This is a genomic window from Rhizobium quercicola (assembly GCF_021168455.1).
Lineage (GTDB): Bacteria > Pseudomonadota > Alphaproteobacteria > Rhizobiales > Rhizobiaceae > Ferranicluibacter > Ferranicluibacter quercicola.
This window is the reverse complement of sequence record NZ_JAJOZR010000007.1, coordinates 226,734-253,008: the sequence shown is the minus strand read 5'-3', so window position 1 is coordinate 253,008 and position 26,275 is coordinate 226,734. Positions and strand designations below refer to the sequence as shown.

Annotated in this window: 28 protein-coding genes; 13 read left to right on the top strand and 15 right to left on the bottom strand. The window is 65.0% G+C overall.

All coding sequences use genetic code 11. The annotated features are described in order from the left end of the window. Window positions 1-27 precede the first annotated feature (27 nt). The 4 genes from LRX75_RS12850 to LRX75_RS12835 form a co-directional block, all read right to left on the bottom strand. The gene (locus LRX75_RS12850; RefSeq protein WP_231814919.1) at window positions 28-1,056 is read right to left on the bottom strand and encodes a sulfate/molybdate ABC transporter ATP-binding protein; all 1,029 of its coding nucleotides are present in this window, start codon (window positions 1,054-1,056) and stop codon (window positions 28-30) included. Beyond that, window positions 1,053-1,955 (bottom strand): sulfate ABC transporter permease subunit CysW, encoded by a 903-nt coding sequence (gene cysW / locus LRX75_RS12845; protein ID WP_231814917.1) that lies wholly within the window; start codon window positions 1,953-1,955, stop codon window positions 1,053-1,055. The genes LRX75_RS12850 and cysW overlap by 4 nt, the downstream gene beginning before the upstream one ends. Window positions 1,956-1,957: 2 nt before the next feature. After that, on the bottom strand, window positions 1,958-2,779 hold the full coding sequence (gene cysT, locus LRX75_RS12840) for a sulfate ABC transporter permease subunit CysT (RefSeq protein WP_231814915.1): 822 nt from the start codon (window positions 2,777-2,779) through the stop codon (window positions 1,958-1,960). Window positions 2,780-2,951: 172 nt separating this feature from the next. Beyond that, complete coding sequence (locus LRX75_RS12835) at window positions 2,952-3,929, bottom strand: sulfate ABC transporter substrate-binding protein (protein WP_231814913.1); 978 nt, start codon at window positions 3,927-3,929, stop codon at window positions 2,952-2,954. 357 nt (window positions 3,930-4,286) lie between these two features. Here LRX75_RS12835 and LRX75_RS12830 point away from each other — a divergent pair, with 357 nt between their 5' ends. After that, complete coding sequence (locus LRX75_RS12830; RefSeq protein ID WP_231814911.1) at window positions 4,287-5,393, top strand: TRAP transporter substrate-binding protein; 1,107 nt, start codon at window positions 4,287-4,289, stop codon at window positions 5,391-5,393. 133 nt (window positions 5,394-5,526) lie between these two features. On the opposite strand, the gene LRX75_RS12825 is transcribed toward LRX75_RS12830, so the two are convergent. Next, window positions 5,527-7,275, bottom strand: coding sequence for a TRAP transporter large permease (locus tag LRX75_RS12825; protein ID WP_231814909.1), 1,749 nt, complete (start codon window positions 7,273-7,275; stop codon window positions 5,527-5,529). Then, on the bottom strand, window positions 7,272-7,853 hold the full coding sequence (locus tag LRX75_RS12820; RefSeq protein ID WP_231814907.1) for a TRAP transporter small permease subunit: 582 nt from the start codon (window positions 7,851-7,853) through the stop codon (window positions 7,272-7,274). Before LRX75_RS12820 ends, LRX75_RS12825 begins: the two co-directional genes overlap by 4 nt. A gap of 304 nt (window positions 7,854-8,157) precedes the next feature. On the opposite strand from LRX75_RS12820, the gene LRX75_RS12815 reads away from it, so the two are divergent. Then, a complete protein-coding gene (locus tag LRX75_RS12815; RefSeq protein WP_231814905.1) occupies window positions 8,158-8,493 on the top strand; it encodes an RcnB family protein in 336 nt (111 codons plus the stop codon). A 45-nt stretch (window positions 8,494-8,538) separates the two neighbouring features. On the opposite strand, the gene LRX75_RS12810 is transcribed toward LRX75_RS12815, so the two are convergent. Together LRX75_RS12810 and LRX75_RS12805 are read right to left on the bottom strand one after the other, a co-directional pair. Then, window positions 8,539-10,440, bottom strand: a complete 1,902-nt coding sequence (locus LRX75_RS12810; protein ID WP_231814903.1) for an O-linked N-acetylglucosamine transferase, SPINDLY family protein — start codon at window positions 10,438-10,440, stop codon at window positions 8,539-8,541. Window positions 10,441-10,513: 73 nt separating this feature from the next. Beyond that, window positions 10,514-11,506: a zinc ABC transporter substrate-binding protein gene (locus LRX75_RS12805; RefSeq protein ID WP_231814902.1), complete on the bottom strand. Its 993-nt coding sequence runs from the start codon at window positions 11,504-11,506 to the stop codon at window positions 10,514-10,516. A 216-nt stretch (window positions 11,507-11,722) separates the two neighbouring features. Here LRX75_RS12805 and LRX75_RS12800 point away from each other — a divergent pair, with 216 nt between their 5' ends. From LRX75_RS12800 to LRX75_RS12790, 3 genes are read left to right on the top strand one after another with little or no spacing between them, the layout of a single operon-like run. Then, complete coding sequence (locus LRX75_RS12800) at window positions 11,723-12,694, top strand: ATP-binding cassette domain-containing protein (protein WP_231814900.1); 972 nt, start codon at window positions 11,723-11,725, stop codon at window positions 12,692-12,694. Continuing rightward, window positions 12,687-13,517 carry an iron chelate uptake ABC transporter family permease subunit gene (locus tag LRX75_RS12795; RefSeq protein WP_113148839.1) on the top strand — a complete coding sequence of 277 codons (831 nt, stop codon included), beginning with the start codon at window positions 12,687-12,689 and terminating at the stop codon, window positions 13,515-13,517. The genes LRX75_RS12800 and LRX75_RS12795 overlap by 8 nt, the downstream gene beginning before the upstream one ends. Continuing rightward, window positions 13,517-13,915 carry a Fur family transcriptional regulator gene (locus tag LRX75_RS12790; RefSeq protein ID WP_231814898.1) on the top strand — a complete coding sequence of 133 codons (399 nt, stop codon included), beginning with the start codon at window positions 13,517-13,519 and terminating at the stop codon, window positions 13,913-13,915. Before LRX75_RS12795 ends, LRX75_RS12790 begins: the two co-directional genes overlap by 1 nt. A 10-nt stretch (window positions 13,916-13,925) precedes the next feature. Here LRX75_RS12790 and LRX75_RS12785 read toward each other — a convergent pair whose 3' ends face one another. The 3 genes from LRX75_RS12785 to LRX75_RS12775 form a co-directional block, all read right to left on the bottom strand. After that, the gene (locus LRX75_RS12785) at window positions 13,926-14,462 is read right to left on the bottom strand and encodes a gamma carbonic anhydrase family protein (protein ID WP_231814896.1); all 537 of its coding nucleotides are present in this window, start codon (window positions 14,460-14,462) and stop codon (window positions 13,926-13,928) included. Between the two features lie 108 nt (window positions 14,463-14,570). Continuing rightward, window positions 14,571-15,257: a fumarylacetoacetate hydrolase family protein gene (locus LRX75_RS12780; protein WP_231814894.1), complete on the bottom strand. Its 687-nt coding sequence runs from the start codon at window positions 15,255-15,257 to the stop codon at window positions 14,571-14,573. Between the two features lie 154 nt (window positions 15,258-15,411). Next, the gene (locus LRX75_RS12775; RefSeq protein ID WP_231814892.1) at window positions 15,412-15,615 is read right to left on the bottom strand and encodes a hypothetical protein; all 204 of its coding nucleotides are present in this window, start codon (window positions 15,613-15,615) and stop codon (window positions 15,412-15,414) included. 307 nt (window positions 15,616-15,922) lie between these two features. Here LRX75_RS12775 and LRX75_RS12770 point away from each other — a divergent pair, with 307 nt between their 5' ends. Further along, window positions 15,923-16,165: a hypothetical protein gene (locus LRX75_RS12770; RefSeq protein ID WP_231814890.1), complete on the top strand. Its 243-nt coding sequence runs from the start codon at window positions 15,923-15,925 to the stop codon at window positions 16,163-16,165. An 826-nt stretch (window positions 16,166-16,991) separates the two neighbouring features. Here LRX75_RS12770 and LRX75_RS12765 read toward each other — a convergent pair. From LRX75_RS12765 to LRX75_RS12750, 4 genes are read right to left on the bottom strand one after another with little or no spacing between them, the layout of a single operon-like run. After that, window positions 16,992-17,414, bottom strand: a complete 423-nt coding sequence (locus LRX75_RS12765) for an HIT family protein (RefSeq protein WP_231814889.1) — start codon at window positions 17,412-17,414, stop codon at window positions 16,992-16,994. Between the two features lie 31 nt (window positions 17,415-17,445). Further along, window positions 17,446-18,654 carry a GNAT family N-acetyltransferase gene (locus LRX75_RS12760; protein ID WP_231814887.1) on the bottom strand — a complete coding sequence of 403 codons (1,209 nt, stop codon included), beginning with the start codon at window positions 18,652-18,654 and terminating at the stop codon, window positions 17,446-17,448. A gap of 3 nt (window positions 18,655-18,657) precedes the next feature. Beyond that, entirely contained in the window at window positions 18,658-19,413 is a 756-nt protein-coding gene (locus LRX75_RS12755; RefSeq protein WP_231814885.1) for a glycerophosphodiester phosphodiesterase, read from the bottom strand. Window positions 19,414-19,418: 5 nt separating this feature from the next. After that, entirely contained in the window at window positions 19,419-19,886 is a 468-nt protein-coding gene (locus tag LRX75_RS12750; protein WP_113148552.1) for a RidA family protein, read from the bottom strand. A 141-nt stretch (window positions 19,887-20,027) separates the two neighbouring features. Between LRX75_RS12750 and LRX75_RS12745 the strand changes: the two genes are divergently transcribed. The 7 genes from LRX75_RS12745 to LRX75_RS12715 all read left to right on the top strand — a co-directional run bounded on the left by LRX75_RS12745 (window position 20,028) and on the right by LRX75_RS12715 (window position 26,255). After that, entirely contained in the window at window positions 20,028-20,870 is an 843-nt protein-coding gene (locus LRX75_RS12745; RefSeq protein ID WP_420851194.1) for a cell envelope integrity EipB family protein, read from the top strand. 204 nt (window positions 20,871-21,074) lie between these two features. Continuing rightward, entirely contained in the window at window positions 21,075-21,854 is a 780-nt protein-coding gene (gene rpsB, locus LRX75_RS12740; RefSeq protein ID WP_113148554.1) for a 30S ribosomal protein S2, read from the top strand. Between the two features lie 248 nt (window positions 21,855-22,102). Beyond that, on the top strand, window positions 22,103-23,029 hold the full coding sequence (gene tsf / locus LRX75_RS12735; RefSeq protein ID WP_113148555.1) for a translation elongation factor Ts: 927 nt from the start codon (window positions 22,103-22,105) through the stop codon (window positions 23,027-23,029). A 238-nt stretch (window positions 23,030-23,267) separates the two neighbouring features. Next, entirely contained in the window at window positions 23,268-23,990 is a 723-nt protein-coding gene (gene pyrH / locus LRX75_RS12730) for a UMP kinase (RefSeq protein ID WP_113148610.1), read from the top strand. Between the two features lie 56 nt (window positions 23,991-24,046). Further along, a complete protein-coding gene (gene frr / locus LRX75_RS12725) occupies window positions 24,047-24,607 on the top strand; it encodes a ribosome recycling factor (RefSeq protein WP_092983997.1) in 561 nt (186 codons plus the stop codon). A gap of 44 nt (window positions 24,608-24,651) precedes the next feature. Beyond that, window positions 24,652-25,428 carry an isoprenyl transferase gene (locus LRX75_RS12720; protein WP_231814883.1) on the top strand — a complete coding sequence of 259 codons (777 nt, stop codon included), beginning with the start codon at window positions 24,652-24,654 and terminating at the stop codon, window positions 25,426-25,428. Beyond that, window positions 25,428-26,255 (top strand): phosphatidate cytidylyltransferase, encoded by an 828-nt coding sequence (locus LRX75_RS12715; protein ID WP_231814881.1) that lies wholly within the window; start codon window positions 25,428-25,430, stop codon window positions 26,253-26,255. The genes LRX75_RS12720 and LRX75_RS12715 overlap by 1 nt, the downstream gene beginning before the upstream one ends. Window positions 26,256-26,275: the final 20 nt, after the last annotated feature.

Here is a 26,275-nt window from a genome sequence, read left to right as displayed (position 1 = left end):
CCCGTGCCGGCTTGCCGAGCCTCCGCCTCACGCCGTCGTGGTGGCGAACACGCGTGGGCGCAGGATTTCCAGCGTGCCGCGGGCCGTCGTGCGGAAGGGAAATTCCGGCGCGGTGTCGAACTCGACATGCTGGCCGTCTGCGGTCACGGCGAGGATGCGCTTGGAATCCGGGCGATCGATGACGCGCAGGATGACGGCGGGGATGCCGGCGCCGTCCTCGCGCCAGATGACGTCGGCGGGGCGGAAGAACACCTCCGCCGGACCGTCGGGCACGCCCGCCGCATCGAACAGGACCTCGTTGACGCTGGCGCGACCGGCCGTCACCGTCGCCCTCAAGCGGTTGGCATCGCCGAGGAAATTCATCACAAAGGCATTTTCCGGCGCGCGGCAGACCTCTTCCGGCGTGCCGGTCTGCACGATCCGGCCCTTGTCGAGGATGACGACGCGATCGGCGAGATCGAGCGCTTCGGCCTGATCGTGGGTGACGAAGAGCGTGGTGATGCCGAGCTCCTCGTGGATCTTGCGCAGCCAGCGACGAAGGTCGCGCCGCACATTGGCGTCGAGCGCGCCGAACGGTTCGTCGAGCAGCAGCACCTTCGGATCGACCGCGAGCGCGCGCGCCAGCGCCACGCGTTGTCGCTGGCCGCCGGAGATCTGCGCGGGGAAGCGATCCTTCAGCCCGTCGAGCTGGACCAGCTTGAGGAGGTCGGCCACGCGCTCCGTGATCTCGGCCGTCGAGCGGCGGGTCTTGGAGACCTTCATGCCGAAGGCGATGTTCTCGCCGATCGTCATGTGCGGAAAGAGCGCATAATGCTGGAACACGAAGCCGACGCCGCGGTGGCGGACCTCGATGTCGGTGGCGTTCTCCTCACCGAAATAGATCGCGCCCTCATCGGGATATTCGAGGCCTGCGACCATGCGCAGGATCGTCGTCTTGCCGGAGCCCGAAGGGCCGAGCAAAGCGACCAGCTCGCCGCTTTCGATCTCCAGCGAGACGCCGTGAACGGCACGGAAGGTGTCGAAGGTCTTGACGATCGTATCGAGGCGGATCTTCACGGCTTGGATATCCCCGGTTCAGTCGTTTCAAGGGTCGGACCCGCCAATGCCGGCCGCCGGACGCGGCCGGCGCCGCGGCGCTCCAGTGCGACCTTGGCGATCAGCGTCACGATGGCGAGGCTGGCAAGGATCGAGGCGGCGGCAAAGGCGCCGACCGCGTTATAGTCGTGGTAGAGCAGCTCGATATGCAGCGGCAGCGTATTGGTCTGGCCGCGGATATTGCCGGAGACCACCGAGACGGCGCCGAATTCCCCCATGACGCGGGAATTGCACAGGATGACGCCGTAGAGCAGCGCCCATTTGATGTTGGGCAGCGTGACCGAGACGAATGTCCGCCAGCCGCTGGCGCCGAGCGAGGTCGCGGCCTCCTCCAGATCGCGTCCCTGCGCCTGCATCAGCGGAATGAGTTCGCGGGCGACGAAGGGGGCGGTGACGAAGAGGCTGGCGAGCACGATGCCGGGCAAGGCGAAGAGGATCTTCATGTCGGCCGATTGCAGCGTCTCGCCGAACAGGCCCTGAAGGCCGTAGACGAAGAGGTAGGCGACGCCGGCGACGATCGGGGAGACCGAGAAGGGGATCTCGATGACGACGAGCAGCAGGCGGCGTCCGGGAAAGTCGAACTTGGTGATGGCCCAGGCGGCGGCCACGCCGAAGATGGTGTTGATGGGAACGGCGATCAGCGCCGTCAGCGCCGTCATCCAGATCGCGTGCACGGTGTCGCGGTCGGTGATCGATTTTGCGAAGAACGCCGCGCCCTTGGAGAAGGCCTGCACGCCGATGATGGCGAGCGGGGCGACAATGACCAGTGCGACCAGCACCAGAACGACCGTGATGAGGGCGTTGCGAAAGAGCGGCTTTTCGCCGATGCGCGGCGGGCGGCGGGTTTTCGTCCGGGTCATGGTCAGCCCTTCACCGTGTAGCGCATGGCGCGGGTCTGCAGGATATTGGTGATCGCGAGCATCAGGAACGCGGCCATGAGCATGACGGAGGCGATGGCGGCGGAGGCGGGGTAGTCGTATTCCTCCAACCGGATGAAGGCGAGGAGGGCGGTGATTTCCGTCTCGTAGGGCTGATTGCCGGCGATGAAGATGATGGCGCCGAACTCCCCGAGACTGCGGGCGAAGGACAGCGACAGGCCGGCGAGGAGGGCGGGGAAGAGCTGCGGCAGCAGCACCTTGGCGAAGATCTCGCCATCGCTCGCGCCCAGCGTTTGTGCGGCCTCTTCCAGCGCGCCGTCGAGCTCTTCCAGCACCGGCTGCACCGTGCGCACGATGAAGGGCAGGCTGGTGAAGGCCATGGCGATGATGATGCCGAGGGGGGTGTAGGCGACCTTGATGCCAAGGCTCGACAAGGCACTGCCGAACCAGCCGTTGCTCGCAAACAGCGTCGTCAGCGCGATGCCCGCCACCGCGGTCGGAAGCGCGAAGGGCAGATCCACCAGCGCATCGACGATGCGGCGGCCGGGGAAGCGATAGCGCACGATGACCCAGGCGAGCGCCATGCCGAAGACGAGGTTGAAGGCGGTCGCGGCGGCAGCGCAGAGCAGCGTCACGCGATAGCTGGCGACGGCACGGTCGGAGGAGACGATCGTCCAGTAATCGCCCGGACCGAGGCTGGCCGCCTTGAAGATCAGCGCGCCGAGCGGCAGCACCACGATCACGGCGACATAGACCAGCGTGATGCCGAGGGTCAGCGGCAAGCCGGGAAGAATGCGCCGAGCCAAGGCCGGTCCTCTTTCTGTCAGGTCGCGGGCGCGGCGGAGGCCGTCCTGCGGTCGTTCATGGGCCGCAGCCTGGTCATCACGGGTGACGATGGGGCAGGCTGCAAACGGATGGAAGCCGCGGGGGACGTCGTGTCCCGCCGCGGCTTCCGTTTTCCATAGATCGGCCCTGCGATCAACGGCTGCCGTAAAGTTTGTCGAGATGGCCGCCTTCGGCGAACTCTTCCTTCTTCACGTTCGCCCATCCGCCGAACACGTCCTCGACCTTGAGAAGGCGGACGTCCGGGAACTGGTCCTTGAACTTCGCCGCAATGGTCGCGTCGTTCACGCGGTTGCCGTTCTCGGCAAGAATCGTCTGGCCTTCGGGCGTGTAGAGGAAGTCGAGATAGGATTTCGCGAGATCGCGCGTCCCATGCTTGTCCACGACCTTGTCGACCACGGCGACCGGGAATTCCGCGAGCAGGCTGACCGAGGGAACGACGATGTCGAACTTGTCCTCGCCGAATTCCTTGGCGATGCCCTTGGTTTCCGCCTCGAAGGTGATCAGCACGTCGCCGGTCTCGCGCTCCACGAAGGTCGTGGTGGCGGCGCGGCCGCCGGTGTCGAACACGGGGACATTGTCGAACAGCTTGGCGATGAACGCGTCTACCTTGGCCGGATCGTCCTTGAAGGTCTCCTTGGCGAAGGCGAGGGCTGCGAGATAGGTGTAGCGCGCATTGCCGGAGGTTTTCGGATTGGGGAAGATGACCTTGACGTCGTCCCGGACGAGGTCGCTCCAGTCCTTGATGCCCTTCGGGTTGCCCTCCCGCACGAGGAAGGCCGGGAAGGAAAAGTAGGGCGAGGCGTTGTTCGGGAAATCCGTCTTCCAGTCGTCGGTGACGAAGTCGCCCTTCACGAGGGCGTCGATGTCGATCACCTGGTTGAACGTGACGACATCGGCTTCCAGACCTTCCAGAATGGCGCGCGCCTGCTTCGACGATCCGCCATGCGACTGGTCGACCGTGACGCCGGGATGCTTGGCGACGAAGGCTTCGTTGACCTTTTCGAACAGCTCCCGCGAGATATCGTAGGAGGCGTTCAGCAGCTTGTCGTCGGCATGGGCGGAAGCGGTCAGTGCGGCAAGGGCGGCACCGATCAGAAGGAAGCGTTTCATGCAAGTCTCCGGTCTGTTGATAGGGGCATCATAGGGGCGTGTCATCGCCTGGCCGAGGTCGGCTATCACCGGTTGTCCGACCCTGCGGGAAAATTATTGCCGGTAATGGTGCACCTGCAGAAAACCTGTCGTCGTCATGGACCTGTCTCCCTTTGCTGCGAAAGTTGAATTGCTGCGAAAGTCGAACGGACCGCGCGCCGCCTTTGCTGGACACGGCGACCGGGGCGTGTAATCTCCTGTTCGGGCAGGCGGTCCATCGAGGGAAACCGCGTGTGGGATCGGATGCCTGCAAGGGCGCGCGCAGGGAGGACAGACCGGCATTCTACCGGCTGACTGCGACAGGAGGAGGGACAGGACATGGATCGTCGTTCATTTATTCGCCGGGCAGGGATTGGCGGCGCGGGAGCCGCCGCTGCAACCGTTCTGGCAGCACCCGCCATCGCGCAGACCACACCGAAAGTCTCCTGGCGACTGACGTCGTCCTTCCCGAAATCGCTCGACACGATCTATGGCGGTGCCGAGGTTATCGCGAAATACGTGTCCGAGGCGACCGACGGCAATTTCCAGATCCAGGTCTTTGCGGCCGGCGAGATCGTTCCCGGCCTGCAGGCGGCGGATGCGGCGGCATCCGGCACCGTCGAGGCCTGCCACACGGTTTCCTATTACTACTGGGGCAAGGACCCGGTCTGGGCGCTGGGCGCCGCCGTTCCCTTCGCGCTCAACGCGCGTGGCCACAATGCCTGGCAGTATCACGGCGGCGGCATCGACATGTTCAACGAGTTCCTGGCGCCGCAGGGTCTGGTCGCCTATCCCGGCGGCAATACCGGCGTGCAGATGGGCGGCTGGTTCCGCAAGGAGATCAAGACCGTTGCCGACCTGCAGGGCCTGAAGATGCGTGTCGGCGGCTTTGCCGGCAAGGTCATGCAGACGCTTGGCGTCGTGCCGCAGCAAATCGCCGGCGGCGACATCTATCCTTCGCTCGAAAAGGGCACGATCGACGCGGCGGAATGGGTCGGCCCCTATGACGACGAGAAGCTCGGCTTCTACAAGGTCGCACCCTATTACTACTATCCCGGCTGGTGGGAGGGCGGCCCGACCGTCCACGCCATGTTCAACAAGGCGGCCTTCGACGGCCTGCCGAAGGCCTACCAGTCGCTGCTGCGCACCGCCTGCCAGGCGGCGGACGCCAATATGCTGCAGAAGTACGACTATCTGAACCCCGCCGCGATCAAGCGCCTTGTGGCCTCCGGCGCCAAGCTCAGCCCCTTCAGCGCCGATATTCTCTCCGCCTGCTTCGACGCGTCCAACACCGTCTATGCCGAGATGGAAGCGACGAACCCGGCCTTCAAGAAGATCTGGGGCTCGATCAAGGCTTTCCGCGCCGAGTTCTACCTGAACGCCCAGATCGCGGAATACAACTACGATACGTTCATGATGATCCAGCAGCGCAACGGCAAGCTCTGATCCCTTTCACCCCTTCAAAAACCTCCGCCGGAGCCCGTTGTCGAACACGGGCTCCGGCGGTTTCGTTTGTCGGTTTTACCATACGAGAAACGGCCGGGGATGAGCCCGGCCGTTTCCTTCGAGTCTTCCGCGCTCACTTGAACGACGGCGGGGCGCTGAGGTCGTTCATGGGCGGTGCCGCGGCTGGGTCGGCCGGTTTCGTGCCGTCGAGCGGGTTTCCGGACGGAAGCTGCAGGCCGCCCGGCAGGCTCAGGCCACCGCCATTGGTGCCGAAGCCGGGCACCTCGATCTTGATCGTGTTCGGGTCCACCACGGCGCCGTCACCCTTGTAGTGCATGACCATCTGTGGAAACATGATCGTCAGGGCCACCATGAGGATCTGGATGCAGACGAAGGGCACGGCACCCCAGTAGATCTGCCCGGTCGTCACCGGCGGCGTCATCTTGCCGGTGAGGCGGTCGAGATAGGGGATCTTCGGAGCGACGGAGCGCAGGTAGAACAGCGCGAAGCCGAAGGGCGGGTGCATGAAGCTCGTCTGCATGTTGATGCCGAGCAGTACGCCGAACCAGATGAGATCGATGCCGAGCTTGTCGGCCGCCGGCGCGAGCAGCGGTACGATGATGAAGGCGAGCTCGAAGAAATCGAGGAAGAAGGCCAGGAAGAAGACGAGCGCATTGACCGCGATCAGAAACCCGGTTTCCCCGCCCGGCATGGCCGTCAGCAGATGTTCGACCCAGATATGGCCGTTGACGCCGTAGAAGGTCAGCGAAAAGACGCGGGCGCCGATGAGGATGAAGAGGACGAAGGCCGACAGGCGCGTCGTGGCGGCGAGCGCCGACCGGATCACCTCCATCGACAGGCGGCCCTTGGCGCCGGCCATGACCAGCGCGCCGACCGCGCCCATGGCGCCGCCTTCCGTGGGCGTGGCAATGCCGAGGAAGATGGTGCCGAGCACGAGGAAGATCAGCGCCAGCGGCGGGATGAGGACGATGATGACCTGCTGGGCGAGCCGCGACATCATGTTGAGCTTCGTCGCCCGGTCGATGAGGGCGACGACGTAGATGAAGGCGACGCCGCAGGTGCCGCCGAGAATATCGGCATCCGGCCCATAGGTCGGTGACAGCAGGACATGGGCGGCATAGGCGAAGGCGAAGGCGACGACGAGGGCGACGAGGAGCGAGGTGACCCCCGAGCCGAGGGTGCGCGCCTCCAGCGGCAGCGCCGGCATGGCCTCGCGCTTCAGGAACGACATCAGCAGGACATAGCCCATGTAGAGGCCTGTGAGGACGAGGCCCGGGATGAGTGCGCCGGCATACATGTCGCCGACCGAGCGGCCGAGCTGGTCGGCAAGGACGATGAGGACCAGCGAGGGCGGGATGATCTGCGCCAGCGTGCCGGAGGCGGCGATGACGCCGGAGGCGATGCTGCGGTCGTAGCCGTAGCGCAGCATGATCGGCAGCGATATGAGGCCCATGGCGATGACGGAGGCCGCGACCACGCCGGTGGTGGCGGCCAGCAGCGCTCCGACGAAGATGACGGCATAGGCAAGCCCGCCGCGGACGGGGCCGAACAGCTGGCCGATCGTATCCAGCAGATCCTCGGCCATGCCGGATTTTTCCAGCACGATGCCCATGAAGGTGAAGAAAGGGATTGCGAGCAGCGTGTCGTTCGACATTACCCCCCAGAAGCGATCCGGCAGGGCGTTGAGCAGCGGCCAGGACAGGTTGATGCTGTCGGAATAGGGGGCGAGTTCAACACCGATGACGAAGAACAGGAGGCCGTTCGCAGCCAGCGAGAAGGCGACGGGATAGCCGATCAACATGAAGACGATCAGCGAGAGGAACATGATGGGCGCGAGATTTTCGGCGATGAACTCGATCACGGGCGCACCTCCGGCGCGGGATTTGCCGGTATCTCCAGCGGCGCATGCGTCGGCACGTAAGGGGCGGGATCGTCCATGTCGCCGCGCATGATGGCGATCTTCTTGATGATCTCGGACACGCCCTGGAAGGCCAGCAGCACGAAGCCGGCGAGCAGGATCGCCTTGGCCGGCCAGAGGATGAGACCGCCGGCGCTGGAGGACATTTCGGCGGAGACGTAGCTCATGCGGACATAGGGGATGAGGTAGACGATCATCACGAGCACGAACGGCATCAGGAACAGAAGGTGTCCGAGAAGGTCGATCCAGTGCTGCACACGGCGCGAGAAATTGCCGTAGACCACGTCGATGCGGATGTGCTCGTTCTGCTTCAGCGTGTAGGCCGCAGCCAGCATGAAGGCGGCGCCGAAGAGGTACCACTGCGCTTCCAGCCAGGCGTTGGACGAGAGGTTGAAGGCCTTGCGGACGATCGCGTTGCCGGCGCTGACGAGCACGGCGACGAGGATCAGCCAGGTCACGGATTTGCCGATGAACTCCGTCGTCGCGTCGATCAGGCGGCTGAGGCCCAGCAATGGTGTCATGTCGATGTCCTCCCTCTCTGCCGCTCTCCCCAGCGGCCGTTCTCCTGCCACAGTGCGGATTTCAGGCCTGTGTTCAAGCGGTTTGGCATGCATGCGACGAAAGTCGAAGAGACGGTGTGGCCAGGGTTTTAATCCGTGTGGGGCGAGCCAATCGACGGCGGTGTGTCATCCAATTTCAAGCGTTTGATGATGAATGACTTATAATATGCTGATATGGTTACGGAAATGTAATGTGTGCCTTCATTTCCCGTTCATCATCCCGGGCCTAGGTTCCGGCTGTCTCGAAACACGAAGGACATGCCTCATGAAACGCCTCATCATCATCCTTCTCGCCACATCCTTCCTTGCTGCGCCCGGCGCCTTCGCCGCGCCGCAGGACCGGCATGACGGCGCGCGGGGCCGGACGGTCGAGCGTCAGACGACCACCACGATCAAGAAGACGGTCGTGCGCAAGAATCGCTGGGCCCGTGGCCACCGCCTGTCGCCGGCCGAGCGCCGCCGCACCGCCGAGATCCGCGACTACCGCCGATACCGCCTGAACGCCCCGCCGCGCGGCCAGCGCTGGGTCAAGGTCGACAACGACTTCCTGCTCATCAGCGTCGCGACCGGCGTGATCGTGGGTCTCGCCTCCGGCCGTTAAGCCAAATCCACCGCAGCTCCCCTTGCGGAGCTGCGGTGTCCACTCTCAGCGAAAAGGTCCCGTCCGCTTCGGCAGCGCCGGTACGTCGAACGATGCCGGCGGCAACCTCAGCCTCGCCCTGTCGGCCATTCTCTCATAGGCGGCTTCGAGGTGGCGGCAGAAACGCTCGGCATCGAACAGCGGCGCGCAATCCCTGTTGTCGACCAGCCGCTGCCTGAGGCTCGCGATCTCTTGCGGATGTCGTGCAAGCGCAACGGCCCGATCGATCAGCGCCTGCCGATCCGGCAGGACGAGGTCGGGCAGGCCGATCGCCGTCAGCAGGCTTTCGGACACCCGCGACGCGAAATTCCGTCCTCGCATGGTGATAACCGGGAGGCCGGCCCAGAGCTGGTCGGATGTGGTGGTGTGCCCGTTATAGGGGAAGGTATCGAGGCCGAGGTCGGCGGCCTGAAGCCTGGCGATATGGGTTTCATAGGAGGCTTTGGCGGCAAAGACGATCTGCGTCTCGTCGACGCCGCGGGACGCCATGGCCCTTCGGAAGTTTTCGCGTGCGATATCGCCGTCGACCAGGACCCAGAGCAGGACCTCCGGCGCTTGTCGAAGAATTTCGGCCCAGATGTCGATCGTTCCGATCGTCATCTTCCGCATCACGTTGAAGGCGGCGAAGACGAAGCGATCTTCGGGAAGGCCGAGCGCGGCACGCGGGGTCGCAGGCGGCAGGGCGCGGTGGAACGGGTCATTCGGCTGGTAGGTCTCGGGCAGGCGGCAGATCTGCTCGTGGTAGACGGGCGCCGATGTTGGCGGCGTGACGATCGGGTCGCCGATGACGTAGTCGCAGTCGATACCGATGTTGCTTCCGGGAAAGCCGAGCCAGGCGATCTGCACGGCTGCGACGTTCTCGTTGAGGATGGCGCCCCGGTTGCCGGACGTCGAACCTTTGAGATCGACCAGAATGTCGATGCCGTCGGCCCGGATTTTCCGGGCGGCTTCCGCGTCCGACAGGGCGTGGATCGGGACGATGCGCCCCCAGAGCGTCCGGTCGCAGGAATCGATTTGCGTAAACTCTTCCGGCGTGTGGCAATAGAGCGTGACGTCGAACCGGTTGCGGTCGTGCAGGGTGAGGACGGCCTGCAGCAGGCGCATCGTGGCATGGCCGCTCCAGAAGTCGCTGGAGAGGTAGCCGATCCGCAGCGGCTGCGTGCCGCGCTTCCGGCTCATGAGGGGACGGCCGGAGAAGGCCGGCTTCGAGCGGTCTCGGGAGGTGCCGTTGGTCGCCAGCCGGTTCAGGCGCTCGTTGTCGCAGTGGAGGAGATTGGCATAGGCCGTTTCCGCTTCGAGGAGCCGTGGCGTTGCCGTCGTGGTGTCCCAGGAGGCCGTTTCCCATCGACGCTCGAGGTCAGCCAGCGCGTCATAATCGCAGAAATCCCGCGCGATCGCCATGTAGGTGGCCTGAGCATAGGGATCGTCGGGGTTCAGCCGTGCCAGTTTCCGATAGACGGTAAGGGCTGCCGGATCGCGGTTCTCCTCGGCGTATAGCTCAGCGGCGAGATGGATATGGGCGGGGTCTTCGCTCTCGACCAGAGCCGATCGGACGAGTTGCGCCGACGCGGGATCGCCCGAGCGAATGAAGGTGGCGGCGACGAGAGCTGCCACAGGCGCGTTGTCGGGCTCGATCACGAAGAGCCGCATACCATAGAGCAGCGCCCGCGCATCGTCCCCCACGGCGACGGCCGAGAGGGCGGCGCGCTGAAGAGCTGCGGGCGTCGGATCGAGATTGACGGCGCGGCTGAAGAGATCGAGTGCATCCTTTTCTAGGCCGAGCTTCTGGAAGCTTTGCCCGAGCAGCGTCAGCACGGCGGTATCCGCGCCGTCATCGACCATGCTGCTCAAGAGCGTGAGCGCGGCCATATAGTCGCCGCTCTCATACGCCTTGTTTGCGTTTGCCAATCGTCCCGTCATAGCGTCTAGCCTGTCTTTTACCGAAGCCGGGATGATGGCAAAGGGACCTTGTGCGAGGCGATCAGCCCTCCTGGGACAGGCAGTTTGCCAGCGACTGGGCGATGCCGTTCATCAGCTGGAAGTAGAGGTCCGGCCCGGCGGTCAGCGTTCCCGCCTCGGGGTCGAGCGTGCCGGATCTGGCGTTCGTGCCTTCCAGCACGACATTGACCAGCTTCGGCTCGAACTGCGGTTCGGCAAAGATGCAGGTGGCGCCGAGCGTTGCGATCTTGGCCCGGATGTCCTTCAGGCGCTGGGCGCCCGGCGTCGTTTCCGGGCTGACCGTGATGGAGCCGGCGACCGTGACGCCGTAGCGGTTTTCGAAATACTGGTAGGCATCGTGGAAGACGATGAAGGGGCGATCCTTGATCGGGGCGAGCGTCGCGGCGATGGCGAGGTCGAGGGCGTCGATGCGGGCGTCCAGCGTGGCGCGGTTGGCGCGGTAGGTCGCAGCATGCTCGGGGTCGGCCTTCGCCAGCACGGTTTCGATCTCGGCGGCCATGGCCTTGGCGTTGCGCGGGTCGAGCCAGGAATGCATGTCGAAGGCGCCGTCGTCGTGCGCATGCTTGAGGTCGCCGGCATGCTTCTTGTCATGGACGTCCGCGGCCTCATGGGCATGGGCCCCTTCGGCCTCGTCGCCATCGTCGTGCGGCTCGAAGGGGCCGCCTTCGCGCTGCGGCAGTTTTTCCACGCCCGGCGCCTCCTCGAGCGCGACGACGGTTGCCCTGGAGCCCAGCGTTTCCAGCGGCTTCTCCAGGAAGTGCTCCATGCCTTCGCCCATCCAGAAGACGATATCGGCCTTTTCGAGCGCCGCGGCATTGGAGGGCTTCATATTGTAGGTGTGGGGGGAGGCGGCACCTTCCACGATCAGCTTCGGCTCGCCGACACCGGCCATGATGGAGGCGACGAGCGCGTGGATCGGCTTGATCGACACGACCACGTCGGGTGTGCGGGCGTGGGCCGTGCCGGCGCCGAGGAGGGCGGTGGCGGCCAGGATCAGCGAGGCGCGAAAGGGCATGGGCAAGCTCCTGCAGGGTTCATGCGGGTCCGGTCGCCATGCCTTGCGACGACAGGTCTGCGGGCGGCGGGCGGACGGGCGATGTTTCACGATGTCGGCCGTAATCGGGGCGGGTGCCAACACCTTGTAATCTCTTCGTAATGTTATTACATCAATTGCGTTATGCTATAACGTGTGGCATAGCCGCTGGCAACAGGGTCCTCCGGGAAATTTCCGATGTCCGAAACCGACGCTCATTCCCATGCCGCCCCTTCGCGTACGGGCGCGCCCGCGCGTTCGGGCGGGCCTGCGCGCGCCGGGCGCGATGCGCTGGTGACGCTGCGGGAGGTGGGCATCCGCCGGAGCGGCCGATGGCTGGTGCGGGGCGTCGATTTCTCCGTCTCGCGCGGCGAGATCGTGACGTTGATCGGGCCGAACGGCTCGGGAAAATCGACCACGGCCAAGACCGCGATCGGCGTGCTGAAGCCGGACGAGGGGCGGGTGGACAGGATCGGCGGCCTGAAGGTCGGCTATGTCCCGCAGAAGCTCGCCATCGACTGGACGCTGCCGCTGACGGTCGAGCGGCTGATGACGCTGACGGGGCCGCTGAAACGCGCCGAGATTGCCGAGGCGTTGTCCTCCACGGGGATCCTGCATCTGGCGCGGGCGGAGGTGCAGCACTTGTCCGGCGGCGAGTTTCAGCGCGCGCTGCTGGCGCGGGCGATCGCCCGCCGGCCGGATCTTCTCGTGCTGGACGAGCCGGTGCAGGGCGTGGATTTTTCCGGCGAGATCGCGCTCTACGACCTGATCAAGACCATTCGCAACCGGACCGGCTGCGGCATTCTGCTGATTTCGCACGACCTGCATGTGGTGATGGCGGAGACGGACACGGTGATCTGCCTCAACGGGCACGTCTGCTGCCGCGGCACGCCGCAGGCCGTGAGCCAGAGCCCGGAATATCAGCGTCTGTTCGGAGTGAAGGCCGCACAAACCCTTGCCGTCTACAATCACGATCATGACCACACCCATCTGCCCGACGGCCGTGTCCTGCATGCGGACGGAAGCCTGACGGACCATTGCCATCCCGATGATGGCCACCACGCGGATGATACGGCCGTTGCGGACCACGTGCATGACGAAAGCTGCGGATGCGGCCACAGCCAGATCCGCCTGAAGCGGCTCGAACCGGGGAAGCGCGACCGTGCTTGACGATTTCTTCATCCGCGCCCTTATCGCCGGCGTCGGTCTCGCCATCACGGTCGGGCCGCTCGGCTGCTTCGTGGTGTGGCGCCGCATGGCCTATTTCGGCGACACCATGGCCCATTCGGCGCTGCTGGGCGTCGCCCTCTCTTTGCTGCTCGACCTGAACCTGATGGTGAGCGTGTTCATCGTCGCGGCGATGGTGTCGCTGCTCCTGCTGGCGCTGCAGAAGCGCGGCGGGCTCTCGACGGACGCGCTGCTCGGCATTCTCTCGCACTCGGCGCTCTCCATCGGCCTCGTCATCGTCGCCTTCATGACCTGGGTGCGGATCGATCTCGTCGGCTTTCTGTTCGGCGACATTCTCGCCGTGTCGGAAGCCGATATCGACATCGTCTGGGGCGGGGGCATCCTCGTTCTCATGGCGCTGGTCATGCTCTGGCGCCCGTTGCTGGCCTCCACGGTCAATCCGGAGATCGCCGAGGCCGAGGGGCTGAACCCCGAGCGGTCGCGGCTGTTCTTCATGCTGCTGATGGCGCTGGTCATCGCCATCGCCATGAAGATCGTCGGCATTCTGCTGATCACCTCGCTGCTGATCATTCCCGCCGCCACGGCACGCCGCTTTTCGGCCTCGCCCGAGATCATGGCGGTGTTCGCCTCGCTGATCGGTGCGGTGTCTGTGGTCGGCGGGCTGTTCGGCTCGCTGCATTTCGACACGCCGTCCGGCCCCTCGATCGTGGTCGCCGCCCTCGTCATCTTCGTCCTCAGCCTGCTGCCGATCGGCCGGCGCAGCCGGGACGGCACGCCGTATTCACCGCCGGAAGGACATCACTGATGGAGCCACGCAAGCTGACCCGCAACCAGGCGCTGGTCCTGGAGACGCTGACCCATGCCGAGGCGCCGCTCAGCGCCTATACGATCCTCGACAAGCTGCGCGACCAGGGGTTCCGCGCGCCGCTGCAGGTGTACCGGGCGCTGGAGAAGCTGACCGAATTCGGCATCGTGCACCGGCTGGAGAGCCTCAACGCGTTTGTTGCCTGCACCCATCCGCACGATCACGGACCGGAGAAGGCCGTGATCGCCTTTGCAATCTGCGAGGATTGCGGACAGGTGAGCGAGATCAGCGACCCCGAGATCGAGGACCGTCTGGCGGCGCTGGCCACCAAGCGGCAGTTCAAGACCGAGAAGACCACGATCGAGATGCGCGGGCATTGCGGCAACTGCACGGCCTGAGAGCGATGGCTCACTCCTCCTCGATGCGTGTGAGCGTCGCTGCGAAGGTCTGCCAATTGCGGACGTAGTGTTCGGCCGAGGTGCGCAGGCCTTCGATCGCGGTGTCGTCGAGCGTGCGCAGGACGCGGGCCGGGGCGCCGACGATCAGGGAATTGTCGGGGAACACCTTGCCTTCGGTGACGAGCGCATTTGCGCCGACGAGGCAATTCCGGCCGATGACGGCCCCGTTGAGGATGGTCGCGCCCATGCCGACGAGGCTGTTCTCGCCGATGGTGCAGCCGTGCACGATGGCGCGGTGGCCGATGGTGCAGCCTTGGCCGATGCTGACGGGGAAGCCGGCATCGACATGGACGACGGCGCCCTCCTGGATATTGGTGCCGGTGCCCACACGGATCGGTTCGTTGTCGCCGCGCAGCACGGCGCCGAACCAGATGCCGACATCCTCCCCCAGCACGACATCGCCGACGACATGCGCATCCGGCGCGATCCAGTAGCGGCCGGGGGGCGGGCAGGTGGGTCTGGTGGTGCCGAGGGCGTAGAGGGGCATGATGGCTCCAAGGGCGTGGGGCGGGGCTGTTGGCCTGCGCGGTGGCTCCCCGCAGGCCGGATCTGTCGGACGGTGTCCGGCCGATCGCCGGGCGCGCCGGAAACCGGTTCAGACGATGGTAACGGTGAGGTCGCCGAACCCGTCGACGCCGCAGGTGACGACATCGCCGCGGTTGACGGCACTGACGCCGGCGGGCGTGCCGGTGAGGATGATATCGCCGGCGGCCAGCGTGAAGAGCTTGGACAGTTCGGCGATGATCTCCGGGATCTTCCACGTCATCTGCGCGAGATCACCATCCTGCCGGGTCTCGCCGTTGACGCTGAGGTGGATACGGCCGCTGGCCGGATCGGGGCAATCCGCGGCGGCAACGAGCGGGGAGACGGGGCCGGAATGCTCGAAGGCCTTGGCGGCGGCCCAGGGATGGCCCTTGGTCTTGGCCTCCGCCTGGAGGTCGCGCCGGGTGAAATCGATGCCGACGCCGTAGCCCCAGACGCACGCCATCGCGGCGGCCGGATCGATCTCCGTGCCGCCGGCTTTCAGCGCCACGACGAGTTCGACCTCGTGGTGCACGTCGGCGGACTGCGCAGGATAGGGGAAGCCCGACGCCGGCAGGACGAGATTTTCCGGGTTCTTCTGGAAGAAGAAGGGCGGCTCACGGGAGGGATCGTGCCCCATCTCGATCGCGTGGGCGGCATAATTGCGGCCGACGCAGTAGACGCGACGAACGGGAAACCCGGCCTCGCTGCCGCGAACGGGCAGGATGACGGGCGGGGCGGCGGGGATGACGGTGTTCATGGCAATCCGGATGCTGGTGACGACAGCGGCAGGATAGCACCCGGACGGAGCCGCGGGGAAGACGGGGCGGTGCATTCGCACACCCTTGACCGCCCGTCAGAAGATGCCGGCCGGCGCGGGAACCGTCGCCGGTCGTCCATCCCGGTCGCGGCCGTCAGCGGCAGGCGTAGGCCTGGAGCTGGGCGCGGGTGATGAAGGGGCCGCCGCTGCGCGTCTTGCGGTCCGGGTCGGTATATTCGAGACTCGGCACATCGGGCAGGGCCAGAGCCTGGCGCACCGTCATGATGCCGACATCGCGCCGGTCGGTGCCACGCTTCACGCTGACTTCAACGATGCGATACAGATTGTCCTCGACCATGATTCTCTCCCTCGCCTCTTTTTCCGATCACTTTTCTGCGACGTGTTTTCGCGACTCAGGCATTTGCGGCTGCGAAGCGGGTTTTTATGAGGCACCTCACGAAGAGCTTGCCAGAAACAGGACGATGCAACCAGAGAAAATTTCCAAAAACGGAAAATAAAACCGGCTTCTCGAGCAAAATTTGCCTCGTTATACTGCACTGCAAAAACGGATTGCCCTGAAAACGCGGTTTGTTTCGGCACTGCGGAACAAAATTCCTCTCCGCGATGTTGGAGATGTTCACATCACTTACAACCGGAGCAGCGAGATGTCCGACATCAAGACGGGATTTACCGGCGAACTGGAAGACAAGACGACGGTGGCCGCGCAGGTGAAGCGCGCAACGACTGCCGTGCAACGCGAGGCGGGTGCCGTGGTCGCCACCGCGCAGGACCACCGGGCAGCGACCGGGTCCGTGCTGCTCCTGGTGGGCGCCGCAGCCTTCGTTGCCGGCTATCTGCTGGGCTCAGGCGAGCGGCGGGAGACGCTGGCCTCGCGCATCTGGCGCTAGGCGGGCTGCGGTCGAGACCGGGGTTATTCGCGGCCTCGCACGGGGCACGGCGGGCGGGGCGGAGAAAATCGTCCTCGCCATCTTGTTTTTGCTGCAATGCAATATTATCTTGAAGCTATCGAAGCGCCCATCCTCCTCCTCCCGGGCGCATCGAGAGATCCGGGTCAGCTCCTCCCGACCCTTGGATCCTTTTACAAAGCCTGCCGCACCTCCTCCCGCGGCAGGCTTTTTTCTTTTTTGTCGCCGGACCGTGTTTCGCGCGTCGTGGGCCGGGCTCTTGGCGGCGCGGATGGCGCGGGGTAGAAGGGCGGGCAGGGCGGCCGGTGCAGCCCAACGCCCGGCTTCAGGCCTCGCGCGCCAGCCTTGCGCGGCGCCAGATTGCTTCGGGACCAAGTCTTTGGCCGACGAGCGTTTTAGAGTTCTCCGGTTCCGTCACGATGGCCGGCGGGTTACGCAACCGGGCTTATTCAGGTCAATCGCGACTTTATATCCGACAGCCAAGTGAGGGCGTTTCTCATTCTAGTGGCGGCGCCGAGTCGGCGATTTTTCGCGGGAATCCGCAAGACTCGGGAACAGTGGGCGTCCCGGAATTCCGACGTGAGCCTCCTCTTGATCGCCGTTGATGAAGCCGTTTTGGCTCGACTTGCCGGGACGCGCGAAGTCGGATGCCACCGTGCAAAGTCTAGGCCAAGAGATTGTGTCGCTTGCCTCGGACATGCCGAATATTTCGCAATTACCGTCTGACAAAATACAAATTAAACGAAATCAAGCCATTGCAGATGCTCGTGACAGGCCCAGGCATGACGATAGAGCGTGTGCGGCCTCCTCAGCCCAGCGCGGCGCGGAGCTTTTCGGCGTTGGCCTTCAGGATGTCGCCGTCTTCCATGGTGCCGGAATGGGCGCGCATGGGGTGGCCTTCGTGGCGGGGGATGATGTGAAAGTGGAGGTGGAAGACGGACTGGCCGGCGGGGGCTTCGTTGAACTGGAGGATGGTGATGCCGTCGGCGGAGAAGGCCTTCTTGGAGGCGATCGCGACGGTCTGAACGGCGGCGATGACGGCGGGCAGGGTGGCCGGATCGGCGTCCAGCAGGTTGCGCGAGGGGGATTTCGGCACGACGAGGGCGTGGCCGTCGGCCTGCGGCATGACGTCCATGAAGGCGATGACGGCCTCGTCTTCGTAGACGGTGTGGGAGGGGATCTCGCCGCGCAGGATCTTGGCGAAGATGTTGCTGGTGTCGTACTGGGTCATCGGAGGTCCCTTCTGGTCTGCACTGTCGTCTTCAGGTGTCGGAGTCCACGTCCTGCCGCTCGCCCTTGCGAAAGGGGCTGTGCTCCGTGAGGATATCGCCCATGGCTTCCACGTCGAGGCGTTCGCGCTCGAGATAGTCGGCGACCGCGCGTTTCAGGCCGGGATGCGTGAAATAGTGGGCGGAGTGGGTGGTGACCGGGAGATAGCCGCGGGCGAGCTTATGCTCCCCTTGCGCGCCGGCCTCCACGCGCTTCAGGCCGCGCGCAATCGCAAAATCGATGGCCTGGTGGTAGCAGACCTCGAAATGCAGGAAGGGGTGATCCTCGATCGCGCCCCAGTGGCGACCATAGAGGGCATCGCCGCCGATGAAATTGATGGCGCCGGCGACATAGCGGCCCTCGCGTCTGGCCATGACGAGGAGGATGTCGTCGGCCATGCGCTGGCCGATCAGGGAATAGAAGGCGCGGGTGAGATAGGGGCGGCCCCATTTGCGGCTGCCGGTGTCCATGTAGAAGCGGAAAAACTGGTCCCAGATCTCCTCGGTCAGGTCGGCGCCGGTCAGCCAGTCCACGGTGAAGCCGTTTTCGAGCGCGGCGCGGCGCTCCCTCTTCAGCGCCTTGCGCTTGCGGGAGGCGAGCGTCTCGAGGAAATCGTCGTGGCTGGCATAGTTGTCATTGGTGAAGTGGAATTGCTGGTCTGTGCGGTGCAGGAAGTCGGCATCCTCGAAGGTCGGGATTTCCGCTTCTGGCACGAAGGTGACGTGGGCGGAGGAGACCTTGTGCCGCTTGGCAAGCTCCGTCAGGCCCGCCGCCAGCGCTTGTCTGACGGCCTCCGGCGCGAAGGGCTCGGATGTCGCGAGCAGGCGCGGGCCGGTGGCCGGCGTGAAGGGCACGGAGCTCTGCAGCTTCGGGTAATAGCGCCCGCCCGCCCGCTCCAGCGCGTCCGCCCAGCCGTGGTCGAAGACGTATTCGCCCTGGCTGTGGTTCTTCAGGTAGCAGACGAGCGCGCCGGCCAGCGCGCCGTTGCCGTCCTCCATCAGAAGGTGCTGGCCGAGCCAGCCGGTCTCCGCCGTGGCCGAGCCGGAGTCCTCCAGCGCCGAGAGATAGGCGTGGGAGACGAAAGGGTTGTAGGGCACTTCGGCGGTGCTCGACGCCTTCGACGTGCCGATGAGGCGATCCCAGGCCGCCTTGTCGATGTCCCTGAACGACGTCTCGATGCGGATGCTGACCTCGTCTGCCATGCGTCAGGCCACCAGATCCCCGGTCGACCGGGGACGCGGCTCGAAGCCCTCGAAGGTCATCTGATCGGCATGGAGGAAGGTATGGTCCGCCGCCGCCTCGTCGCGCACCGTCCAGGTGATGACGGTCCGGCCGAGCTCGCGCTGGGCCGAGATGAAGGGATTGGGCAGGTGGCCATAATGGTAGGAGATGAAATCGAGACCGAGCGCCATGGCCTCCTCGTGAAGCGCGAACTCCTCCGGCCGCGCGCCTTCGGCGGTGAGGCCGAGGGGGAAGCGCGATTCGAGGGCCTTCAGGTCTTTCAACAGCCAGTGGTCGAAGCTCATCAGCGCGACGGGGCCGCTGTAGCTTTCGAGGATATCGACCACCGAATCGGCAAAGCCCTCGTCGTCGCCCTGGCGACCCTTCAGCTCCAGCACCAGGGGAACGCGGCCCTTGACGAGGCGCAGCAGCTGGGAGAGCGAGGGAATCCGATCCGCGGTGTTGCCGATGGAGAACAGGCCGAGCTCGCCCACGGTCTTCAGGCGGATATCGCCCTCGACGCCGCAGAGGCGCTGCATGTCGTCATCGTGGAACACGACGGGCACGCCGTCCGCCGTGTATTGCAGGTCGCATTCGATGGCGTAGCCATGGTCGATGGCGCGCTGGAAGGCGGAAATGGTGTTTTCCCAGATCGCATTGTTCATGTCGTGATAGCCGCGATGGGCGACCGGCTGGGCCTTGAGGAACGACGGATCCCTGTTCTGAGACGCTGCGGGCATGGGCTTCACGCGATCTCGATGACGGCGTCGATCTCGACGGCGGCGTTGAAGGGCAGGCCGGCCATGCCGACGGCGGCGCGGGCGTGAACGCCGGCCTCGCCGAGGATGGTGACGATGAGGTTCGACGCGCCGTTCATCACGAGGTGCTGCTCGGTGAAGCCGGGGGCCGACGCGATGAAGCCGTTCAGCTTGACGATGCGGCGGATGCGGCCGAGGTCGCCGTCCAGCGCCGCCTTGGCCTGGGCCAGCACGTTGATGGCGCAGAGTTCGGCGGCGCGCTGGGCGGCGGTCACATCGACATCAGCGCCGACGAGGCCGAGCACGGCGACCTTGCCGTTCTCCATGGGCAGCTGTCCGGAAATATAGAGATGCTGGCCGCTGATGACGAAGGGGACGTAATTTGCGGCCGGGGCGGCGGCAACCGGCAGGGTGATGCCGAGCTGTTCGATGCGGGCTTCGATTTCTGCGGACATGGATGTCTCCGGACAATATTGTATTCTCATGGGGAATGCGTCATGCACGTGTTGTGCGTTGCAGCGGAAACCGATCCGCCGCCCCGCTTTCGACGCATGCTTCCATATAGCATCGCGCGTCGATCCAACAGGAGCAGTTGAATGTTTCGTTCAGGCATGACCCGTTACATCGTTGCAGCCGCATCCCTTCTGGGGACGATGGTGGTCGGGACGGAGAACGCCACGGCGAACATCCTGGTTCCGCACCGTGCCGTCTACGATCTCGAGCTGAAGGATTCTTCCGAGCGTTCCGGCATTTCCAGCATGTATGGCCGCATGGTCTACGAATTCAACGGCTCGGCCTGCGACGGCTACACGGTGAGCTTCCGTTTCGTGACCAAGGTGGACACTGGCGAGGACACGCGGCTGACGGACCAGCAGACGACGACCTTCGAGGATCTGAAGACCGGCAATTTCCGCTTTCTCACGCGCTCCTTCACCGACGAGAAGCTGGACAAGGAGGTGCGCGGGCTCGCCCACGACGCCAAGGACGGCGTGACGGTGGACCTGACCTCGCCGGACAAGCGCGAGGTGGCGCTGGCCCACAGCCTGTTTCCGACCGAGCACATGCTCGAGGTGATCGACCGGGCAAAGCGCGGCGACAAGATCTTCGAATCGCGGATCTTCGACGGCTCCGACAGCGGCGACAAGACGCTGGTGACGACGACGCTGGTCGGCGCGCAGCACAAGCCGAAGGCCGGCGACGAGGATGCGGATGTCGGCAAGGCCGGCGTGATGGCGCAGAAGCCTTTCTGGCCGGTGACGATCTCCTATTTCAACGACGAGGCGACGGGCGACGCCGTGCCGATCTATCGCATGGCCTTCAAGCTCTACGAGAACGGCATCACGCGCGACCTGACGATGGATTACGGCGACTTCGTGCTGAGCGGCAAGCTGGCGAACCTCGAAATGTTCAAGCCGGGCGGCGAGGGCACCTGCAAGTAGGCGGCATCGGCGGTTGAGCGTATAAAACCTCGAACTTCACGCCTTTTTTCTTGATATTCGCGGCGTCCCGCTGTATGGCGGGCCGCATTCCACACGTGGGGTCTGGGACGTTTCGGGAGACATCCGTTGCGTTCCGCCCGGTGGCACCGTCATCCGACGGTGCTGTTTTCCCCACGGAGGTTCAACCGGAAAAGGATAAACGGCATGGCATTGCCCGATTTCAGCATGCGCCAGCTTCTCGAAGCTGGTGTTCACTTCGGCCACCAGACTCACCGCTGGAACCCGAAGATGAAGCCCTACATCTTCGGCGAGCGTTCCAACGTTCACATCATCGACCTTGCACAGACCGTGCCCATGCTGTCGCGCGCCCTTCAGGCCGTCAGCGACACGGTTGCCAAGGGCGGCCGCGTTCTCTTCGTCGGCACCAAGCGCCAGGCCTCGGACATCATCGCCGATAGCGCCAAGCGTTCGGCCCAGTACTACGTCAACGCCCGCTGGCTCGGCGGCATGATGACCAACTGGAAGACGATCTCCAACTCGATCCAGCGCCTGCGCAAGCTCGACGAGATCCTCGCCTCCGACGCTTCGGGCTTCACCAAGAAGGAACGCCTGAACCTCGAGCGCGAGCGCGAAAAGCTCAACCGCGCTCTCGGCGGTATCCGCGACATGGGCGGCGTTCCCGACCTGATGTTCATCATCGACACCAACAAGGAGTCGATCGCGATCGAGGAAGCCAAGCGTCTCGGCATTCCGGTCGTCGCGGTGATCGACTCGAACTGCGATCCGGACCAGATCGACTACGCGATCCCCGGCAATGACGACGCTTCGCGCGCCATCTCGCTCTACTGCGACCTGATCGCCCGTGCCGCTCTCGACGGCATCGCCCGTCAGCAGGGCGCTTCCGGCCGCGACCTCGGCGCTGCCAGCGAGCTGACGCTCGTCGAGCCGGCTCTGGAAGAAGAAGCCGTCGCGACCGACGCCTGATACCAAGCACGATCACGGCAGGCACCCGACGCGGTGCCCGTCACGATTGACCGAACGGGGCCGTTTGCGACTGATGAAGTGGGCGGCCCCGCTTCTTTTCGAGGAGACCGCCTGCGGGCGGATCCGCATCGGGTGAGATTGTTCATCACGATGTCATCTTGAGGGGCCACACCCTCACACACTTTCCGGACAACGCCGCTCGACCGCATCTGAGCGCACCGGACGAGACACAGAAAGAGGCCAAGACGATGACGACCATTACTGCAGCAATGGTGAAGGAACTGCGCGAGAAGTCCGGCGCAGGCATGATGGATTGCAAGAAGGCACTGGGCGAAACCAACGGCGACATGGAAGCCGCGATCGACTGGCTGCGCGCCAAGGGCATCGCCAAGGCCGACAAGAAGTCGGGCCGCACGGCCGCCGAAGGCCTGATCGGCATCACCAGCGCCGGCACCAAGGCCGTCGTCATCGAAGTCAACTCCGAGACCGACTTCGTCGCCCGGAACGAGGCTTTCCAGGAACTTGTCCGCGGCTTTGCCAAGGTTGCCGTCGAGACGGACGGCACGGTCGATGCGATCAATGCCGCCACCTATCCGGCGACCGGCAAGTCGGTGTCCGACAGCATCAAGGACGCGATCGGCACGATCGGCGAGAACATGACGCTGCGCCGTGCAGCCCTGCTCTCCGTCGAGGACGGCGTCGTCTCGACCTACATCCACAATGCGGTGACGGACGGCCTCGGCAAGCTCGGCGTTCTCGTCGCGCTGAAATCGACCGGCGACAAGGATGCCCTGAACGCCATCGGCCGCCAGGTCGCCATGCACATCGCTGCGACCAACCCGCTCGCCATCCGCTCGACGGAAGTCGATGCCGCGGTCGCCGAACGCGAACGTAACGTCTTCATCGAACAGTCCCGCGCCTCTGGCAAGCCGGACAACATCATCGAGAAGATGGTCGAAGGCCGCATGCGCAAGTTCTTCGAAGAAGTCGCGCTGCTCAGCCAGGCCTTCGTGATGAACCCCGACCTGACGGTCGAGGCTGCCATCAAGGAAGCCGAAAAGACGGTCGGCGCGCCGATCGAAGTCACGGGCATGGCCCGCCTCCTGCTCGGCGAAGGCGTCGAGAAGGAAGAGAGCGATTTCGCAGCCGAAGTGGCCGCCGTCGCCAAGGGCTGATTCTTCTTCGGCTTCGCGCAAATCGGGAGGGCATCGCGTGGACAACGCGGTGCCCTTCGTGTATCCGGCTGGACGCAATTGCTTCCAGCCGGCTTGACGCAATTGCGTCCATCCGGCTCGACGCAGAGCGTCCACCCGGCGGATGGATTCTCCGGATGCGATGCAGCCCCCGCGGGTGCCGTATGCTTGACCCAACAGCGCGCCGGACGTCCGGACGCGCACCACGACAGGAGTGACGATGTCGGCCGAACCGCTCTACAAACGCGTGCTTTTGAAGGCCTCCGGCGAAGCGCTGATGGGCAATCAGGGGTTTGGCATCGACGTCACCGTTGTCGACCGGATCGCCTCCGACATCGCCGCTGCGCGCGGCATGGGCGTCGAGGTGGGCGTGGTCGTCGGTGGTGGCAACATCTTTCGCGGTGTCGCCGTGGCCTCCAAGGGGGGCGACCGCGTCACGGGCGACCATATGGGCATGCTGGCGACCGTCATCAACGCGCTGGCGCTGGCGACCTCGCTGCGCAAGCTCGACATCGACACGGTGGTCCTGTCCGCCATCGCCATGCCGGAGATCTGCGAGAGCTTCTCCCAGCGCGCGACGCTCTACCATCTGTCGCTCGGCCGCGTCGTGATCTTCGCCGGCGGCACGGGCAATCCCTTCTTCACGACCGATTCGGCCGCGGCGCTGCGTGCCGCGGAAATGGGCGCGCAGGCGATCTTCAAGGGCACGCAGGTGGACGGCATCTACTCCGCCGACCCCAAGAAGGATCCGAACGCGACCCGCTTCGAACGGCTGACGCATAGCGAGGTGCTGGACAAGGGACTCGCCGTGATGGACGTTTCGGCCGTGGCGCTCGCGCGCGAAAACAGCATTCCGATCATCGTCTTCTCGATCCACGAGAAGGGCGGGTTCACCGATATCCTGACGGGCGGCGGCCGCGCCACCATCGTCACCGACAACTGAAACGGCAGGATCTCGCAGAAAGCGCGATCGCACGGGCCGAGCACGGAGCATAGAACATGAGTGAAGGTATCGACCTCAACGACCTGAAGCGCCGCATGGACGGGGCGATCAATGCGTTCAAGAACGACATCGCCTCGCTGCGGACGGGGCGGGCCTCGGCCAACGTTCTCGATCCGGTGATGGTCGAAGCCTATGGTTCGCGCGTGCCGCTCAACCAAGTCGCCAACATCACGGTGCCCGAACCGCGCATGCTGGGCGTGTCCGTCTGGGACCGCTCGATGGTCAATGCGGTGGACCGGGCGATTCGCGAATCGAATCTCGGCCTGAACCCGATCATGGACGGCCAGACGCTGCGCATTCCCCTGCCGGAACTGAACGAGGAGCGTCGCCGCTCGCTGGTGAAGGTGGCGCATGATTATGCCGAAAAGAGCAAGGTCGCGATCCGTCATGTGCGCCGCGACGGCATGGACAACCTGAAAAAGGCGGAAAAGGACGGCACGATCGGCCAGGACATCAGCCGCATCCAGTCGGAGAAGGTCCAGAAGATGACCGACGACATGATTTCCGACGTCGACCGCTTGCTCGTCGATAAGGAAAAGGAAATCATGCAGGTCTAGGGTGCCCGTTGCGTTTTCTCCTCCTCCGCGAAGTCAGGCCGTCCATGTCCGATCCGTCCGCCAGAAAGCTTCCCCTCCATGTCGCCATCATCATGGACGGCAATGGCCGTTGGGCCGCACGGCGCGGCCTGCCGCGGACCATGGGGCACCGGAAAGGTGTCGAGGCCGTTCGTGAGACGGTGCGCGCGGCCGGCGAACTCGGCATCCGCTATCTCACGCTCTATGCGTTCTCTTCGGAAAACTGGAGCCGGCCGGAGCCCGAGGTGAACGACCTCATGGGGCTGCTGAAGGTGTTCATCCGCCGGGATCTGGCGGAGCTGCACCGCCAGAACGTGCGGATCCGCATCATCGGCGACCGCTGGAACCTGCGCAGCGACGTGCTGCCGCTGCTCTTGGAGGCGGAGGAGACGACGCGCAACAATACGTCGATCACCGTCTGCATCGCCTTCAACTACGGCTCGCGCGACGAGATCGCCCGGGCCATGCAGTCGCTGGCGGTGGATGTCGCCGAGGGGCGGCTGCGCCCCGAGCAGATCACGCCGCCGCTGATCGCCAGCCGGCTCGATACGGCCGGCATTCCGGATCCCGATCTCGTGATCCGCACCAGCGGCGAGGAGCGGCTGTCCAATTTCCTGCTCTGGCAATCCGCCTATTCGGAGTTCGTCTTCCTGCCGGAATACTGGCCCGACTTCGACCGGACGCTGCTGATGCGCGCCATCGATGTCTACCGGCAGCGCGACCGGCGCTTTGGCAATGTCGCGTCGACCGCCGCCGCCTCGCCCGCCACGCCGCCGCCGGCCAGCCTTGCGGTCGGTTCGTGATGAGCCGCGAACTCCAGCTCCGGATCATGTCCGGCACCGTGCTTGCGGCCGTCGCGCTCGGCGACACCTGGATCGGCGGTCCGGCCTTCGCCATTCTCTCGGCCATCATCGGGCTTGCCGTCTGGCATGAATGGGCGAGCATGACGCGGATCGCCGAGGGCGATCGCGGCGCCTATTTCGCCGGCTGGGGCGTGCAGGCGGTCGTCGCCGTGCTCATCATCGGCGGTGGCGACGAATATGCGCTGCCGGTCCTCATTCTCGCCGCCATCGCCGCCATCGTCTGGTCGCGCTTCCATGGCCGCGGCTGGTGGCTGCCGGGCGGCGTCGCCTATGCCGGGATGACGACGATCTCGCTTGCGACCATCCGCGACGACACGCAGGTCGGTTTCGTCGCCATGCTCTTCGTCTTCGCCGTCGTCTGGGCGACGGACATCCTCGCCTTCTTCTTCGGCCGGGCCATCGGCGGCCCGAAGCTCGCGCCCAGCATTTCGCCCGGCAAGACATGGTCCGGCGCCATCGGCGGCGCGATCTCGGGCGTCGTTGCGGGAACGGCCGTCTACGCCCTGTACTTCTCGCTCGAAGACGCGCGCATCCCGCTGGTCGCGCTCGTGCTCTCGATCGCCAGCCAGTGCGGAGACCTGTTCGAGTCCTATGTGAAGCGCCGGTGCGGCGTGAAGGATAGCGGCCGCATCATTCCCGGGCATGGCGGCGTCTGGGACCGCGTGGACGGGCTCGTGGTCGCCTGCTTCGCGGCGCTGATCATCGCGCTCGGGGAAGCCATGACCGGCGCCGGCGGCAAGGTCGGTTCGTTGCTCCTGGGGCTTTGAGGCGATAGCGGCGACGATGC

Bases quoted from the DNA above. Each gene is read 5' to 3' on its own strand.
- cysW (WP_231814917.1), bottom strand. From the start codon at position 1,955: ATGACCCGGACGAAAACCCGCCGCCCGCCGCGCATCGGCGAAAAGCCG.
- LRX75_RS12835 (WP_231814913.1), bottom strand. From the start codon at position 3,929: ATGAAACGCTTCCTTCTGATCGGTGCCGCCCTTGCCGCACTGACCGCT.
- LRX75_RS12830 (WP_231814911.1), top strand. From the start codon at position 4,287: ATGGATCGTCGTTCATTTATTCGCCGGGCAGGGATTGGCGGCGCGGGA.
- LRX75_RS12820 (WP_231814907.1), bottom strand. From the start codon at position 7,853: ATGACACCATTGCTGGGCCTCAGCCGCCTGATCGACGCGACGACGGAG.
- LRX75_RS12815 (WP_231814905.1), top strand. From the start codon at position 8,158: ATGAAACGCCTCATCATCATCCTTCTCGCCACATCCTTCCTTGCTGCG.
- LRX75_RS12805 (WP_231814902.1), bottom strand. From the start codon at position 11,506: ATGCCCTTTCGCGCCTCGCTGATCCTGGCCGCCACCGCCCTCCTCGGC.
- LRX75_RS12800 (WP_231814900.1), top strand. From the start codon at position 11,723: ATGTCCGAAACCGACGCTCATTCCCATGCCGCCCCTTCGCGTACGGGC.
- LRX75_RS12790 (WP_231814898.1), top strand. From the start codon at position 13,517: ATGGAGCCACGCAAGCTGACCCGCAACCAGGCGCTGGTCCTGGAGACG.
- LRX75_RS12785 (WP_231814896.1), bottom strand. From the start codon at position 14,462: ATGCCCCTCTACGCCCTCGGCACCACCAGACCCACCTGCCCGCCCCCC.
- LRX75_RS12780 (WP_231814894.1), bottom strand. From the start codon at position 15,257: ATGAACACCGTCATCCCCGCCGCCCCGCCCGTCATCCTGCCCGTTCGC.
- LRX75_RS12775 (WP_231814892.1), bottom strand. From the start codon at position 15,615: ATGGTCGAGGACAATCTGTATCGCATCGTTGAAGTCAGCGTGAAGCGT.
- LRX75_RS12770 (WP_231814890.1), top strand. From the start codon at position 15,923: ATGTCCGACATCAAGACGGGATTTACCGGCGAACTGGAAGACAAGACG.
- LRX75_RS12765 (WP_231814889.1), bottom strand. From the start codon at position 17,414: ATGACCCAGTACGACACCAGCAACATCTTCGCCAAGATCCTGCGCGGC.
- LRX75_RS12760 (WP_231814887.1), bottom strand. From the start codon at position 18,654: ATGGCAGACGAGGTCAGCATCCGCATCGAGACGTCGTTCAGGGACATC.
- LRX75_RS12755 (WP_231814885.1), bottom strand. From the start codon at position 19,413: ATGCCCGCAGCGTCTCAGAACAGGGATCCGTCGTTCCTCAAGGCCCAG.
- LRX75_RS12750 (WP_113148552.1), bottom strand. From the start codon at position 19,886: ATGTCCGCAGAAATCGAAGCCCGCATCGAACAGCTCGGCATCACCCTG.
- LRX75_RS12745 (WP_420851194.1), top strand. From the start codon at position 20,028: ATGTTTCGTTCAGGCATGACCCGTTACATCGTTGCAGCCGCATCCCTT.
- rpsB (WP_113148554.1), top strand. From the start codon at position 21,075: ATGGCATTGCCCGATTTCAGCATGCGCCAGCTTCTCGAAGCTGGTGTT.
- tsf (WP_113148555.1), top strand. From the start codon at position 22,103: ATGACGACCATTACTGCAGCAATGGTGAAGGAACTGCGCGAGAAGTCC.
- pyrH (WP_113148610.1), top strand. From the start codon at position 23,268: ATGTCGGCCGAACCGCTCTACAAACGCGTGCTTTTGAAGGCCTCCGGC.
- frr (WP_092983997.1), top strand. From the start codon at position 24,047: ATGAGTGAAGGTATCGACCTCAACGACCTGAAGCGCCGCATGGACGGG.
- LRX75_RS12720 (WP_231814883.1), top strand. From the start codon at position 24,652: ATGTCCGATCCGTCCGCCAGAAAGCTTCCCCTCCATGTCGCCATCATC.
- LRX75_RS12715 (WP_231814881.1), top strand. From the start codon at position 25,428: ATGAGCCGCGAACTCCAGCTCCGGATCATGTCCGGCACCGTGCTTGCG.